12 protein-coding genes and 1 rRNA gene are annotated in these 14,839 nt (G+C 52.4%); 11 read left to right on the top strand and 2 right to left on the bottom strand.

Going from position 1 to position 14,839, the window contains the following annotated elements:
- Positions 1-307: 307 nt before the first annotated feature.
- The 4 genes from dusB (at position 308) to SPH27_RS14725 (ending at position 4,157) form a co-directional block, all read left to right on the top strand.
- Positions 308-1,273, top strand: coding sequence for a tRNA dihydrouridine synthase DusB (gene dusB, locus SPH27_RS14740; protein WP_023309409.1), 966 nt, complete (start codon positions 308-310; stop codon positions 1,271-1,273).
- Positions 1,274-1,296: 23 nt separating this feature from the next.
- Positions 1,297-1,593 carry a DNA-binding transcriptional regulator Fis gene (fis, locus tag SPH27_RS14735; RefSeq protein ID WP_000462905.1) on the top strand — a complete coding sequence of 99 codons (297 nt, stop codon included), beginning with the start codon at positions 1,297-1,299 and terminating at the stop codon, positions 1,591-1,593.
- Between the two features lie 177 nt (positions 1,594-1,770).
- Positions 1,771-1,935: a DUF2556 family protein gene (locus tag SPH27_RS14730; RefSeq protein WP_023309432.1), complete on the top strand. Its 165-nt coding sequence runs from the start codon at positions 1,771-1,773 to the stop codon at positions 1,933-1,935.
- A 140-nt stretch (positions 1,936-2,075) separates the two neighbouring features.
- On the top strand, positions 2,076-4,157 hold the full coding sequence (locus SPH27_RS14725) for a putative bifunctional diguanylate cyclase/phosphodiesterase (protein ID WP_182071498.1): 2,082 nt from the start codon (positions 2,076-2,078) through the stop codon (positions 4,155-4,157).
- Here the strand turns inward: SPH27_RS14725 and envR are convergent.
- Complete coding sequence (gene envR / locus SPH27_RS14720) at positions 4,073-4,792, bottom strand: acrEF/envCD operon transcriptional regulator (RefSeq protein WP_182071497.1); 720 nt, start codon at positions 4,790-4,792, stop codon at positions 4,073-4,075. The genes SPH27_RS14725 and envR overlap by 85 nt on opposite strands.
- Before the next feature lie 385 nt (positions 4,793-5,177).
- On the opposite strand from envR, the gene SPH27_RS14715 reads away from it, so the two are divergent.
- The 7 genes from SPH27_RS14715 (at position 5,178) to SPH27_RS14685 (ending at position 14,594) form a co-directional block, all read left to right on the top strand.
- The gene (locus SPH27_RS14715; RefSeq protein ID WP_045888036.1) at positions 5,178-6,317 is read left to right on the top strand and encodes an efflux RND transporter periplasmic adaptor subunit; all 1,140 of its coding nucleotides are present in this window, start codon (positions 5,178-5,180) and stop codon (positions 6,315-6,317) included.
- Positions 6,318-6,328: 11 nt separating this feature from the next.
- Positions 6,329-9,442, top strand: coding sequence for an efflux RND transporter permease subunit (locus SPH27_RS14710; RefSeq protein ID WP_182071496.1), 3,114 nt, complete (start codon positions 6,329-6,331; stop codon positions 9,440-9,442).
- Positions 9,443-9,745: 303 nt separating this feature from the next.
- Positions 9,746-9,967 (top strand): lipoprotein, encoded by a 222-nt coding sequence (locus tag SPH27_RS14705; RefSeq protein ID WP_008502867.1) that lies wholly within the window; start codon positions 9,746-9,748, stop codon positions 9,965-9,967.
- Positions 9,968-10,440: 473 nt separating this feature from the next.
- Positions 10,441-11,466, top strand: coding sequence for an amino acid ABC transporter substrate-binding protein (locus tag SPH27_RS14700; RefSeq protein WP_182071495.1), 1,026 nt, complete (start codon positions 10,441-10,443; stop codon positions 11,464-11,466).
- 67 nt (positions 11,467-11,533) lie between these two features.
- Positions 11,534-12,715, top strand: coding sequence for an amino acid ABC transporter permease (locus tag SPH27_RS14695; RefSeq protein WP_048975679.1), 1,182 nt, complete (start codon positions 11,534-11,536; stop codon positions 12,713-12,715).
- Between the two features lie 9 nt (positions 12,716-12,724).
- Positions 12,725-13,828, top strand: a complete 1,104-nt coding sequence (locus SPH27_RS14690; protein ID WP_182071494.1) for an amino acid ABC transporter permease — start codon at positions 12,725-12,727, stop codon at positions 13,826-13,828.
- A 7-nt stretch (positions 13,829-13,835) separates the two neighbouring features.
- Positions 13,836-14,594, top strand: coding sequence for an amino acid ABC transporter ATP-binding protein (locus SPH27_RS14685; RefSeq protein ID WP_023309440.1), 759 nt, complete (start codon positions 13,836-13,838; stop codon positions 14,592-14,594).
- Positions 14,595-14,698: 104 nt separating this feature from the next.
- Here the strand turns inward: SPH27_RS14685 and rrf are convergent.
- Positions 14,699-14,814, bottom strand: a 5S ribosomal RNA gene (rrf, locus tag SPH27_RS14680).
- Positions 14,815-14,839 lie beyond the last annotated feature (25 nt).

The following is a 14,839-nucleotide window of genomic DNA, read 5'->3' as shown; positions in this document are numbered from 1 at the left end:
ATGTTCTAAAATGCGACGCAGATCGCAAAGAAGAAGGGAAATCTGCTGTTAAAAACAGCAGATTATCCCGCTTCAGCGACGCATTTATTCAGAAATGATGAGAAGTTACGGGAAATTGTAAGCGCCCATAAAATAACCATTATCATATAACTTAATGATTTAAATAATGAATAATTTTTAACGGGAAGATTGGGCGGCGATTCCTTGATCTACAACAGTGGATTGTTCAAAGTTTGGCCTTTCATCTCGTGCAAAAAATGCGTAATATACGCCGCCTTGCAGTCACAGTATGGTCATTTCTTAACTCATGCGCATCGGACACCACCAGCTTAGAAATCGCCTGATCGCAGCCCCAATGGCAGGTATTACAGACCGGCCGTTCAGGACGCTGTGCTATGAGATGGGAGCCGGTTTAACCGTATCCGAGATGATGTCGTCTAACCCGCAGGTTTGGGAAAGCGATAAATCCCGCCTTCGGATGGTGCACGTTGATGAACCAGGTATCCGCACCGTGCAAATTGCCGGAAGCGTGCCTGAAGAGATGGCAGATGCCGCGCGGATTAACGTGGAAAGTGGTGCCCAGATTATTGATATCAATATGGGGTGCCCGGCCAAAAAGGTGAATCGCAAGCTTGCAGGTTCAGCCCTTCTGCAATACCCCGACCAGGTGAAAGCTATCCTGACGGCGGTTGTCAGCGCGGTGGACGTTCCTGTTACGTTGAAGATTCGCACGGGTTGGTCGCCGGAACACCGTAACTGTGTAGAGATTGCCCAACTGGCCGAAGACTGTGGCATTCAGGCCCTGACCATCCATGGACGCACTCGCGCCTGTTTGTTCAACGGTGAAGCTGAATACGACAGCATTCGGGCAGTTAAGCAGAAAGTTTCCATTCCGATTATCGCGAATGGCGACATAACTGACCCGCTTAAAGCCAGGGCTGTACTCGACTATACGGGAGCTGATGCTCTGATGATAGGACGTGCAGCTCAGGGAAGACCCTGGATCTTCCGGGAAATCCAGCATTATCTGGACACTGGGGAGCTGCTTGCCCCGCTGCCTTTGGCAGAGGTTAAGCGCTTGCTTTGTTCGCATGTTCGGGAACTGCATGACCACTACGGTCAGGCAAAAGGGTACCGAATTGCGCGTAAACACGTCTCCTGGTATCTCCAGGAGCACGCTCCAGATGACCAGTTTCGGCGCACATTCAACGCCATAGAGGATGCCAGCGTACAGCTGGAGGCGTTGGAGGCATACTTCGAAAATCTTGCGTAATGAAATAAAGAGCTGACAGAACTATGTTCGAACAACGCGTAAATTCTGACGTACTGACCGTTTCTACCGTTAACTCTCAGGACCAGGTAACTCAAAAACCCCTGCGTGACTCGGTTAAACAGGCACTGAAGAACTATTTTGCTCAACTGAATGGTCAGGATGTTAATGACCTGTATGAGCTGGTACTGGCTGAAGTTGAACAGCCACTGTTGGACATGGTGATGCAATACACCCGCGGTAACCAAACCCGCGCTGCGCTGATGATGGGTATCAACCGTGGTACTCTGCGTAAGAAACTGAAAAAATACGGCATGAACTGATACTAATCAGTTAAATGCTTGTTTAAAAAGGCGCTCTTCGGCATGGGGAAGCGCCTTTTTTATTACCTGCGCTTCTCCGTCAACGCATTGTAAACCTTCGCCTCTCCTGCTTTTCAACCCCAGTTTTTCGTGTATATTTCCCCCACCTTACTGGCGATTTTCTCGCGGAATGACACAATGATTCGTAAATACTGGTGGCTGGTTGTCTTTGCAATCTCCGTTCTCATTTTCGATACACTCCTGATGCAGTGGATTGAACTGATGAGCACCGAAACCGATAAGTGTCGCAATATGAACTCCGTCAATCCGCTGAAACTCGTGAACTGCTCAGAGCTCGACTAACCGCCCGATTGCGCAAATCACCCCCGTTATTACCCACTAAAAACGGGGATTTAAATCCCTTTGAGCCATTACCTGACGGTGATAATGTCTCGCCCTTCTCAACCGCTCTAGCGTAACCCCACACTCGAGTAGAACCGTCCATGCTGGTCAGCCAATACAACCATATCCTTGTCGTCCTCTCCTTTGTTGTTGCCATTCTTGCTGCATATACCGCGCTGAACATGGCTGCACGCGTCGCCGGGAGTGAGGGCGTCGCTGCCCGCGTCTGGCTGGCTGGCGGCGGTATTGCTATGGGGATTGGCGTGTGGGCCATGCATTTTATCGGCATGCTGGCGATGGACCTCTCCATGAGCATGAGCTACAACGCCACCCTGACGGTGCTATCCATGGTCATCGCCGTGGGTTCGTCGCTGTTTGCGCTATGGCTTGTGAGCTGCGAGCAACTACGCCTGCGCCGACTGCTGCCCGGCGCGCTGGTAATGGGAAGCGGTATTGTGGCCATGCATTACACCGGCATGGCGGCGCTGGAGGTGATGCCCGGGATAATCTGGGACAAGGTCTGGGTGGCCATTTCGGTCGTGATTGCGCTTGCCGCTTCACTCGCGGCATTATGGCTGACCTTCCGCCTGCGTCGCGAAGCCGCGCAGGTCGTGCTGATGCGCATGGGTGCCGCCATCACGATGGGAATTGCCATTGCCGGCATGCACTATGCCGGGATGAAAGCGGCGCAGTTTCCGATGTCCACAATGGTTCACCATAAGGGGATTAACGGGAGCTGGCTGGCGGTGCTGGTCAGCGTCGTCGCGCTCTCTATTCTTGGGATCACCCTGCTGGTGTCGATGCTGGATGCCCGCCTTCAGGCACGCACCGCCCTTCTGGCCTCGTCGCTGGCAGAAGCTAACCGGGAACTCGCTCAGCTGGCGCTACACGATACCCTGACGCGTCTGCCCAACCGTATCCTGCTGGAAGACAGACTCGATCAGGCCATCAGCAAAGCCGATCGTGAAGGGAATCACTTTGCCCTGATGTTCATGGATCTTGACGGCTTTAAAGCTATCAATGACGCCTACGGCCATGATGTCGGTGACAGGCTGCTGGTCGCCGTTACGCAGCGTCTGTTGCTTCTCCTGAAAGGCCAGTTCACCCTTGCACGCATCGGCGGTGATGAATTTGTTCTGCTGGCAGAGGGAGAAGGTCCGGACGACGCGGCATCGCTGGCGAATTCGCTGGTGCGCGCGATCGATAGCCCCTTCAATCTCAGCCCCTATGAACTGGTGGTGACCCTCAGCATTGGTATCGCGCTGTACCCTCACGACGGCAAAACCGAGCGTGAGCTGATGTTTAACGCCGACGCGGCGATGTATCACACGAAGCATATGGGCCGTAACGGTTACCACTTTTTCCAGCCCTCCATGAACACCCTGGCGCAGACCCATCTCCAGTTAATGAACGATCTGTGGATGGCGATCGATCGCAATGAGCTGCGCCTGCTGTATCAGCCAAAATTTCACGCCCCGGCGGGCCCGGTCCTCGGATTCGAGGCGCTGTTGCGCTGGCAGCATCCTAAGCAGGGGTTACTGACGCCGGACCTTTTTCTGCCGCTGGCGGAAAAAACGGGGCTGATCGTCCCGATTGGCAACTGGGTGATTAATGAAGCCTGTCGCCAGCTGCGGGAATGGCATCTCCAGGGACATCAAAGCTGGTCAATGGCGGTAAACCTGTCGACACTGCAGTTTGAACAACCTTCGCTGGTTAAAACGGTTCTCGACTGCCTGGCACTTCATCAGGTGCCACCGGAAATGTTGATCCTCGAAGTGACGGAAACCACGGCGATGAGCAACCCGGATGAGAGCGTACGCGTGCTGACAGAGCTGACGAATGCGGGGGTAAAGGCCTCCATTGATGACTTTGGCACCGGATATTCGAGCCTGCTGTACCTCAAGCGCTTACCGGCCTGTGAATTGAAAATCGACAGGGCGTTTGTGCAAGAGCTCAGCGGCGAGAGCGAGGATGCCACTATTGTCTCTGCGATTGTGGCTCTCGCTAAAACACTTAACCTGAAAGTTGTGGCTGAAGGTGTGGAAACCGAAGCGCAGCAAGCCTTTTTAACCGAGCTGGGCTGTAACACCCTTCAGGGTTATCTGTTAGGTAAACCCGTCAGCGCGCAGACCATAGAAGCACTTTGTGCCCGAGGGGAAATGTTACCCGGCGCTGAGCAATAAGCACCCTCATCTGGCAACACGCGAATAACCGGGAGTGTCGCCAGTATGCTATCGACCAGAGCGGGAGCCTGCTGATAAAGATTAAAACTGTCGTTATTCATTAACCAGTTTTTAATTATTCCGCTAAAAAAACCGTGGAATACAATCAAGGTGAGATCAACATTCACCTGTGGCGAAATGATGTTTCGCGAAATACAGGCCTCCAGCGTGGCGCGTAGCGTGTCATCGTTGAATCCGATACGCTTTCTGATTTCGCGCTCAGAAATCATATCACTGCTAAATTCACACTTATGATACAGAATTTGTAAAAGCGCACATTGCCGGGGTTCATGGGCAATATACTGCAGCGCGGTAATAAATTGCTCACGAAGTTTTAACAATGGATCGTCACTATCGGAAAGGGAAAGCCTGTCGTGAATCATGTCGCGAAGCGGTAATTGCTGTTCCCAGATGGCATTAAATATTTCAGATTTACTGGTGAAGTGCCAGTAGATTGCGCCGCGCGTCACCTTAGCAGCATCAGCGATATCCGTCAGCGTCGTGCTGGCTACGCCCCGCATCGCAAACTGTTCGATAGCCGCCTCAATCAGCTGCTGCCGGGTTTGTTGAGCCTCTTCTTTCTTTTTACGCGCCATAGGCAACTACTCGTTACTCACAAGGTTTAAAAATAATATTGCGTTCATGCAAATGTAAGTATTCACTAAAAGCCGTTTTAATTTTGCACAAAAAAAGTCACCCCTCTTAATTTATAATCAATATAAATATATCGCTCCAATTAAATTGGCGGAGTGAATAATTAAAAACATTAAACTCATTTACCTGATTAACATGCCTGAAGTATATCCCTGAATGGACCCAGTCTGATTCTGATTTTTTCTACAAGCATGGTCATTCGCACTTATAAATTAAAAAACATTAAATACCCTCATTATTATACGCAGCTACATTTTATTTTTATCCCTCTGCCCCTGCTACCGATTCGCGGCATATATCGGTGAATGGGTATTTAAAGGAACAGTAATGACGAATCATTTCAGACGTTTGCCCTTATCCGGTTTCATTGTCTGCGCGGTACTGCTCACTGGATGCGATGGTCAGGAAAATCAACAGCAACACCAGCAGGCGCCTCAGGTCAGCGTGCATATTGTGAAAAGCGCACCTCTGGCGGTCACCACTGAACTCCCGGGCAGAACAGATGCATTTCGCGTTGCGGAGGTTCGTCCTCAGGTTAGCGGCATTATCCTGCGCCGTAACTTTGCGGAGGGTAGCGATGTAAAAGCGGGCGAGTCACTTTACCAGATTGATCCTGCGCCCTATCAGGCAGCCTATGACAGCGCGAAAGGCGAACTGGCGAAGGCTCAGGCGGCGGCCAATATTGCGCACCTGACGGTGAAACGTTATCTCCCGCTGGTAGGCACCCAGTATGTCAGTAAGCAGGAGTATGACCAGGCCGTGGCGACGGCTCAGCAGGCAGATGCCAGCGTGGTTGCCGCAAAAGCGGGTGTTGAGAGCGCACGTATCAACCTTGCATACACCAAAGTGACCTCTCCGGTTGATGGTCGTATCGGGAAATCCAGCGTGACCGAAGGGGCGCTGGTGACGAACGGGCAAGCCGCAGCGCTGGCAACGGTCCAGCTGCTCGATCCGATTTATGTTGATGTCACCCAGTCCAGTAATGATTTTATGCGCCTGAAACAGACGAGCCTGCAAAAAGGTGATATCGCCAGCAACGTTGAGCTGCTGATGGAGAACGGGCAGCCCTACCCGCTAAAAGGCACATTGCAGTTCTCTGACGTCACGGTCGATGAAAGTACCGGCTCGATCACCCTGCGCGCCATTTTCCGGAACCCTCAGCATCTGTTGTTACCCGGCATGTTCGTTCGCGCCCGCATTGATGAAGGCACACAGCCGGATGCGATTCTGGTACCACAGCAAGGCGTGACCCGTACACCGCGAGGCGATGCAACCGTGCTGGTGGTGAACGATAAAAACCAGGTTGAGCCGCGAACCGTCGTGGCCCCTCAGGCAATTGGCGATCGCTGGCTGGTGACGGAAGGGCTGAAAAACGGTGACCGCGTGATAGTCAGCGGGCTACAGAAAGTCAGACCCGGCGTAACCGTCGTCGCCACGCCTGATATCACCACGACGCCAGCCGGTTAAGGGACGACGACATGGCTAATTTCTTTATTCAGAGACCGGTTTTCGCCTGGGTACTTGCCATCATTTTGATGATTGCAGGCGGGCTGGCTATTCTCAAACTTCCCGTCGCACAGTATCCGACCATTGCTCCTCCCGCCGTGGCGATATCCGCGACTTACCCGGGAGCGGACGCTCAAACGGTGCAGGATACCGTGACCCAGGTTATCGAACAGAACATGAACGGTATCGATAAGCTGATGTATATGTCCTCCACCAGCGATTCGGCGGGTAACGTCACCATCACCCTGACCTTCGAGTCAGGAACCGATCCGGACATCGCCCAGGTACAGGTGCAGAACAAGCTGCAGCTCGCCATGCCGCTGCTGCCGCAAGAGGTTCAGCAGCAAGGGATTGGCGTGGAGAAATCCAGCAGCAGCTTCCTGCTGGTCGCTGGCTTTGTTTCAGACAACAAAAATCTCACGCAGAATGACATCTCTGACTATGTCGCTTCGAACGTCAAAGATGCCATCAGCCGAACGTCTGGCGTCGGTGACGTTCAGCTGTTTGGCGCTCAGTATGCGATGCGCATCTGGCTCGACAGCAACGCGATGAACAAATACCAGCTGACGCCGCAGGATATTATCAACCAGCTGAAAACGCAGAACGACCAGATAGCGGCAGGCCAGCTGGGCGGAACGCCGTCCATTCCCGGGCAACAGCTGAATGCCTCAATCATCGCGCAAACCCGCCTGAAATCACCGGAAGAGTTTGGCCGCGTGACGCTCAAGGTGAATCAGGACGGCTCGATGGTTCATCTGAAGGACGTGGCTCGTATTGAGCTGGGTGGCGAAAACTACAACATGGTCACTAAAATCAACGGGCAGGCGGCAACCGGCCTGGGGATTAAGCTGGCAACCGGGGCAAATGCGCTGGACACCGCGGCAGCCATTAAGAGCAAGCTGGCGCAACTGCAGCAGTTCTTCCCGCAGGGGTTGAAAGTTGTCTATCCCTATGACACCACCCCTTTTGTGAAAATCTCCATTCACGAAGTGGTGAAGACCCTGTTTGAAGCAATCATTCTCGTCTTCCTGGTCATGTACCTGTTCCTGCAAAACCTGCGGGCGACGCTCATCCCGACTATCGCGGTGCCGGTCGTTCTGCTGGGTACCTTTGCGGTTCTGGCGGCATTCGGTTTCTCCATCAACACCCTGACGATGTTCGGTATGGTGCTGGCGATAGGTCTGCTGGTCGATGATGCTATCGTGGTCGTTGAGAACGTTGAACGCGTCATGGTCGAAGACAAACTGCCGCCGAAAGAGGCCACGCAGAAGTCGATGGAGCAGATCCAGGGTGCACTGGTGGGGATCGCCATGGTGCTCTCGGCGGTCTTTATTCCGATGGCCTTTTTTGGCGGCTCGACGGGGGCGATCTATCGTCAGTTCTCGCTGACTATCGTTTCCGCTATGGCGTTGTCCGTACTGGTTGCGCTAATCCTTACGCCCGCACTCTGCGCAACGTTGCTTAAGCCCGTATCCGGCGACCATCATGAGAAGAAAGGTGGCTTCTTCGGCTGGTTTAATGCGCTCTTTGATAAAAGCGTGGAGCACTACAGCAACAGCGTGAGCGGTATTTTGCGTAAGACAGGGCGCTATCTGGCGGTGTACGTCATTATCGTCGGTGGGATGGCGGTGCTCTTCCTGCGCTTGCCTACCTCCTTCCTGCCCGAAGAGGATCAGGGGGTGTTTATGACGATGGTTCAACTCCCGGCGGGTGCAACCCAGACGCGTACTCAGCAGGTCCTCGATCAGGTTCAGGATTACTATCTGAACAACGAAAAGGCGAACGTGGAATCCATCTTTACCGTAAACGGCTTTAGCTTTAGCGGCCAGGGTCAGAACGCCGGTATCGCCTTCGTCAGCCTGAAGCCCTGGGAGGAGCGCCCGGGGGCGGAAAACGGCGTCGAAGCCATTGTGAGCCGCGCGACAAAAGCCTTCAGTCAAATTACAGATGGCCTCGTGTTCCCGTTTAACCTGCCTGCAATTATCGAACTGGGTACCGCCACGGGCTTCGACTTTGAATTGATCGATCAGGCCAACCTGGGGCATACCCAGCTGACGCAGGCGCGTAACCAACTGCTCAGCATGGTGAATAAGCACCCTGACCTGCTGGTTCGCGTGCGCCCTAACGGTCTTGAAGATACGCCTCAGTTCAAGCTGGATGTCGATCAGGAGAAAGCGCAGGCGCTGGGCGTCAGCCTTTCTGACGTCAACCAGACGATTTCGACGGCCTTAGGTGGCAGCTATGTGAATGACTTTATCGATCATGGGCGCGTGAAAAAGGTCTACGTCCAGGCCGAGGCAAAATTCCGTATGTTGCCAGGAGATATTAATAACCTTTACGTGCGCAGCGCGAATGGGGAAATGGTCCCGTTCTCCGCCTTTAGCAACGCTCATTGGGTCTATGGTTCACCTCGTCTGGAGCGCTATAACGGGATGCCCTCTATGGAGATACTGGGTGAATCAGCCCCGGGTAAAAGTACCGGTGAGGCCATGGCTATGATGGAAAGCCTCGCGGCAAAACTGCCTTCCGGTATCGGCTATGACTGGACGGGGATGTCTTATCAGGAGCGGCTCTCGGGTAACCAGGCGCCTGCCCTGTACGCCATTTCACTGATCGTGGTGTTCCTGTGCCTGGCTGCGCTGTATGAAAGCTGGTCCATTCCGTTCTCCGTTATGCTGGTTGTGCCGCTTGGGGTCATTGGGGCTCTTCTCGCAGCGTCGCTGCGCGGGTTAAACAATGACGTCTATTTTCAGGTCGGCCTGCTGACGACGATTGGTTTATCGGCGAAAAACGCCATCCTGATCGTCGAATTTGCTAAAGACCTGATGGATAAAGAAGGCAAAGGCATTATTGAAGCCACGCTGGAAGCTTCCAGGATGCGCCTTCGACCGATCCTGATGACATCCCTGGCCTTTATTCTTGGCGTCATGCCGCTGGTGATCAGCACCGGGGCCGGGAGCGGCGCGCAAAACGCCGTCGGTACGGGCGTTATGGGGGGAATGCTTTCCGCAACGCTTCTGGCGATTTTCTTCGTGCCCGTTTTCTTTGTGGTTGTTCGGCGACGGTTTACTCACCATAAAGGTTAATGTTTCCCTGAAAAGGCACCTCTGGTGCCTTTTTATTTTTAACTTAAACAACCAATTAGGTTTTACATAAAGAAAGCATTAAGAATATGATGATTTGCATTAAGTAAAAACAGTCTCTTGCAACTCCATAATGTCTCCATTAATTCCTCCTGAAACCGACTTTTCTCCACGATTTTTACAAACTACATAATTTGAGATTATTCCTCGTGTAACGAGGACTTACCCCGGTGGTAAAATAACCTCCAGTTCGTTAATAGCCCTCCTGGCTTTATAGCGGATGAGAAATAATACTGAGGTAACATCATGAAAAGATTCATTTCCGTTGCACTTCTCGCTGCGCTGCTTGCTGGTTGCGCGCACGATTCTCCATGTGTACCGGTTTACGACGACCAGGGCCGACTGGTTCATACCAATACCTGTATGAAAGGCACCACCCAGGATAACTGGGAGACTGCGGGTGCTATCGCCGGCGGTGCTGCCGCAGTAGCGGGTTTAACACTGGGTATTGTTGCCCTCACGAAGTAACATCTGTTGAGAAAGCGCGGCTCTGGCCGCGCTTTTGCTTTTAATGAGTGCAATATTTTCAAATAAGTAAAAAAATAGCCCTGTAAATATTCACTAAATTAATATAAGCCTGAAGTCAGTCACAACTTTTTCGCATATTCATTCAAATTACTTATTCTATCGTGATGATTTTCACACATTAAGATTATTGAATACCCTGCCAATATTCACGCTGAAAACTATCTCTTCTTTTTCCTGACCCAACTCGCAACTTTTGCTCCGATTTGTGGCACAGGTTGTAATTTCGCACCGTTCTGGGGCGCTCATTTTATTTAAGCCTGTCTACACTCAGCATTAAGCGTTCACTCGTCTCTTATTTTGTCGAACGCAAAACTGGCATTACGTTTGCTTTATAAACGTTGGCCAAAGCCACAGACAGGTAAAGCGTTTAAAAACGCCTCTATAACGATAAATTTCGCCACACAGGATGCATTATGAAAAAGACGATGATAGCCAGCCTGGCCGCTGCAGGCATGTTGTTTGCCTTAGCCGGTCAAGCCCATGCGGGAACGACACTGGATGCCGTTAAAAAGAAAGGTTTTGTTCAATGTGGTATCAGTGACGGTTTGCCTGGCTTCTCTTATGCCGATGCGAACGGCAAATTTACCGGTATTGATGTGGATGTCTGCCGTGGCGTTGCAGCCGCCGTTTTTGGCGATGACAGCAAAGTAAAATATACCCCGCTGACGGCGAAAGAACGCTTTACGGCGCTGCAGTCCGGTGAGGTCGACATGCTCTCCCGTAATACCACCTGGACTTCCTCCCGTGATGCCGGCATGGGGATGTCATTTACGGGCGTGACCTATTATGACGGCATCGGCTTCCTGACCCACAATAAAGCGGGCCTGAAAAGCGCCAAGGAACTGGATGGCGCCACCGTTTGTATCCAGGCGGGCACCGATACCGAGCTGAACGTCGCGGATTATTTCAAAGCAAACAACATGAAATACACCCCTGTGACATTCGACCGCTCGGATGAATCGGCCAAAGCGCTGGAATCCGGCCGTTGCGACACGCTGGCCTCTGACCAGTCACAGCTGTATGCCTTACGCATTAAGCTGAGCAACCCGGCAGAGTGGATTGTCCTGCCTGAAGTCATCTCCAAAGAGCCTCTCGGCCCCGTCGTTCGTCGTGGTGATGAAGACTGGTTCTCCATTGTTCGCTGGACGCTGTTTGCCATGCTGAACGCAGAAGAGATGGGCATCAACTCTAAAAACGTTGATGAGAAAGCCGCTAAGCCATCCAACCCGGATATGGCACACCTGCTCGGTAAAGAAGGTGATTTCGGCAAGGATCTGAAGCTGGATAACAAGTGGGCTTACAACATCATCAAACAGGTGGGCAACTACTCTGAGATCTTTGAGCGCAACGTGGGATCGGAAAGCCCGCTGAAGATCAAACGCGGCCAGAACAATCTCTGGAACAACGGCGGTATTCAGTACGCACCACCAGTACGTTAAGTCATAGCTGTAACGGGCACTGCTCCGGCAGTGCCCACTCCAGAGTCATGGTTACTGAGGTTTCTTTATGTCCCATCGCCGCTCAGCCGTAAAAGGATCGCTATCCTTTTCTCATCCCGCGGTCCGCGCCTGGCTATTCCAGATTATTGCTATTGTTGCGGTTGTTCTCATCGCCGTGTATCTCATCCATAACACCATCACCAACCTGAATAACCGTGGCATTACCTCCGGTTTCGCGTTTTTAGACCGCAGCGCGGGGTTTGGTATTGTTCAGCACCTTATTGATTATCAGGAAGGTGACACGTACGGACGCGTGTTCGTGGTCGGTTTACTGAATACGCTGTTGGTATCGGCGCTTTGTATCGTCTTCGCGTCGGTACTGGGCTTCTTTATTGGTCTGGCGCGTCTTTCTGAAAACTGGCTCCTGCGGAAACTGTCGACCGTTTATATCGAGACGTTCCGCAATATCCCCCCGCTCCTGCAGATCTTCTTCTGGTATTTCGCCGTACTGCGTAACCTTCCCGGTCCCCGCCAGGCCGTCGACGCGTTTGAGCTGTTTTTCCTGAGTAACCGTGGGTTGTCCATTCCTTCTCCTCAGCCGGGTGAAGGGCTGTACGCTTTTATCGGCGCGATTGTGATAGTGCTTGCGCTCTCTGCGGGGGTATTCCGTTTTAACCGCAAGCATCAGATCAAAACCGGTCAGCTTCGTAGAACCTGGCCCACGGCAGTTGTCCTGATCGTTAGCCTCCCGCTAATTGCACACTGGCTGTTTGGGGCCGCTTTGCACTGGGATATTCCACATCTGCGGGGCTTTAACTTTCAGGGCGGAATGGTATTAATTCCCGAGCTGGCAGCCCTGACGCTGGCGCTGTCGATTTATACGTCCGCGTTTATCGCAGAGATTATCCGTGCAGGGATCCAGGCCGTTCCTTATGGGCAGCACGAGGCGGCGCGCTCGCTGGGATTACCCCATACCGTGACGCTTCGCCAGGTCATTATTCCGCAGGCTTTACGGGTCATCATTCCTCCCCTGACCAGCCAGTATCTCAATATTGTCAAAAACTCGTCGCTGGCCGCTGCGATTGGTTATCCGGATATGGTGTCACTCTTCGCCGGAACCGTGCTTAACCAGACCGGACAAGCCATTGAAACCATCGCCATCACGATGTCTGTCTATCTGATCATCAGCCTGGTGATTTCACTGCTGATGAACCTTTATAACCGCCGTATAGCACTGGTCGAGCGCTAAGGATCTATGATGACAAAAGCGATACTGTCGCACTCCTCGCGCCCTGACAACTCGACAGGTGGACGTTTCATTCTCTGGGCGCGTAAGAATCTTTTCTCCAGCTGGAGCAACAGCCTGCTGACGATTGTCTGCCTGTGGCTCATGTGGGAATTGATTCCTCCCCTGCTGAACTGGGCGTTTTTACAGGCCAACTGGGTCGGTTCAACCCGAGCTGACTGCACAAAAGCCGGCGCCTGCTGGGTATTTATTCATGAACGTTTCGGTCAGTTCATGTATGGATTGTATCCCCACGAACAGCGCTGGCGGATAAATCTGGCGCTGGTTATCGGCCTGCTCTCTGTCGCGGCTATGTTCTGGAAAAAGCTGCCTCAGCGTGGACGCTATATTGCTGCCTGGGCTGTAGTTTATCCGATTATTGTCTGGGTACTGTTGTATGGCGGTTTCCTGGGACTGGAACGCGTTGAAACACGCCAGTGGGGCGGGCTGACGCTGACGCTGATTATCGCTTCAGTGGGGATAGCCGGTGCTTTACCGTGGGGGATTTTACTGGCCCTGGGACGGCGTTCAAAAATGCCGATCGTCCGCGTGCTCTCCGTTATCTTCATTGAGTTCTGGCGCGGCGTACCGCTTATCACCGTTCTGTTTATGTCATCGGTCATGCTGCCGCTGTTTATGGCAGAGGGAACAACCATCGACAAGCTGATCCGTGCCCTGGTGGGGGTGATTCTCTTCCAGTCCGCCTATGTCGCTGAAGTTGTACGTGGTGGTCTGCAAGCGTTGCCTAAGGGCCAGTACGAAGCGGCGGAATCACTGGCTCTCGGTTACTGGAAAACGCAGGGACTGGTCATTCTTCCACAAGCACTCAAGCTGGTCATTCCGGGTCTGGTCAACACGATCATTGCCCTCTTCAAGGATACCAGCCTGGTGATCATTATCGGATTGTTCGATCTCTTTAGCAGCGTGCAACAGGCAACCGTTGACCCTGTCTGGCTGGGCATGTCCACCGAAGGATATGTCTTTGCTGCCCTGATCTACTGGATCTTTTGTTTTAGCATGTCGCGCTACAGCCAGCATCTGGAAAAGCGCTTTAACACCGGGCGTACACCGCACTGAGGAAATTATGAGCCAAATAACTATGACACCCGCCGACGCGATGATTACGCTGGAAAATGTGAATAAATGGTACGGACAATTTCATGTCCTGAGGGACATTAATCTTAAGGTAAAGCAGGGAGAACGCATCGTCCTTTGCGGCCCTTCGGGCTCCGGAAAATCCACAACCATTCGCTGTATTAATCATCTTGAAGAACATCAGCAAGGACGCATTGTGGTTGATGGTATCGAGCTGAATGAAGATATCCGCAATATCGAACGCGTACGTCAGGAAGTAGGAATGGTATTTCAGCACTTTAATCTGTTTCCGCACCTGACCGTTCTGCAGAACTGTACGCTTGCGCCGATTTGGGTACGAAAGATGCCGAAAAAGGAAGCGGAGGCGTTGGCAATGCACTACCTGGAACGCGTACGTATCGCAGAGCATGCCAATAAGTTCCCTGGCCAGATCTCGGGTGGCCAACAGCAGCGTGTGGCTATCGCCCGTTCGCTGTGTATGAAGCCGAAAATTATGCTGTTTGATGAACCGACATCTGCCCTCGATCCGGAAATGGTGAAAGAGGTTCTGGACACCATGATTGGGCTGGCACAATCCGGCATGACCATGCTTTGTGTTACACATGAGATGGGGTTTGCGCGAACCGTGGCCGACCGGGTGATCTTTATGGACCGTGGTGAGATTGTCGAACAGGCGCCGCCGGATGAGTTCTTTGCCCATCCGAAGTCAGAACGTACGCGAGCATTCCTGTCACAGGTAATTCATTAGTTGTTTGCTCTGCCGGGTGGAGGCTTCGCCTTACCCGGCCTACCTTTTTTCGCCCATAAACGCAAAAAGGCCATCCTTTCGGATGGCCTTTTCACTTATTTGATGTCTGGCAGTTCCCTACTCTCACATGGGGAGACCCCACACTACCATCGGCGCTACGGCGTTTCACTTCTGAGTTCGGCATGGGGTCAGGTGGGACCACCGCGCTAAAGCCGCCAGACAAATTCTTTTACTTCTTGCCGAAC

The sequence above is a fragment of the Enterobacter sp. A103 genome, assembly GCF_034427535.1.
Lineage (GTDB): Bacteria > Pseudomonadota > Gammaproteobacteria > Enterobacterales > Enterobacteriaceae > Enterobacter > Enterobacter asburiae_B.
This window is presented reverse-complemented; position numbering and strand designations above follow the sequence as displayed.

Coding starts and splice junctions, on each gene's coding strand:
- dusB (WP_023309409.1), top strand. CDS start 308: ATGCGCATCGGACACCACCAGCTTAGAAATCGCCTGATCGCAGCCCCA.
- fis (WP_000462905.1), top strand. CDS start 1,297: ATGTTCGAACAACGCGTAAATTCTGACGTACTGACCGTTTCTACCGTT.
- SPH27_RS14730 (WP_023309432.1), top strand. CDS start 1,771: ATGATTCGTAAATACTGGTGGCTGGTTGTCTTTGCAATCTCCGTTCTC.
- SPH27_RS14725 (WP_182071498.1), top strand. CDS start 2,076: ATGCTGGTCAGCCAATACAACCATATCCTTGTCGTCCTCTCCTTTGTT.
- envR (WP_182071497.1), bottom strand. CDS start 4,792: ATGGCGCGTAAAAAGAAAGAAGAGGCTCAACAAACCCGGCAGCAGCTG.
- SPH27_RS14715 (WP_045888036.1), top strand. CDS start 5,178: ATGACGAATCATTTCAGACGTTTGCCCTTATCCGGTTTCATTGTCTGC.
- SPH27_RS14710 (WP_182071496.1), top strand. CDS start 6,329: ATGGCTAATTTCTTTATTCAGAGACCGGTTTTCGCCTGGGTACTTGCC.
- SPH27_RS14705 (WP_008502867.1), top strand. CDS start 9,746: ATGAAAAGATTCATTTCCGTTGCACTTCTCGCTGCGCTGCTTGCTGGT.
- SPH27_RS14700 (WP_182071495.1), top strand. CDS start 10,441: ATGAAAAAGACGATGATAGCCAGCCTGGCCGCTGCAGGCATGTTGTTT.
- SPH27_RS14695 (WP_048975679.1), top strand. CDS start 11,534: ATGTCCCATCGCCGCTCAGCCGTAAAAGGATCGCTATCCTTTTCTCAT.
- SPH27_RS14690 (WP_182071494.1), top strand. CDS start 12,725: ATGACAAAAGCGATACTGTCGCACTCCTCGCGCCCTGACAACTCGACA.
- SPH27_RS14685 (WP_023309440.1), top strand. CDS start 13,836: ATGAGCCAAATAACTATGACACCCGCCGACGCGATGATTACGCTGGAA.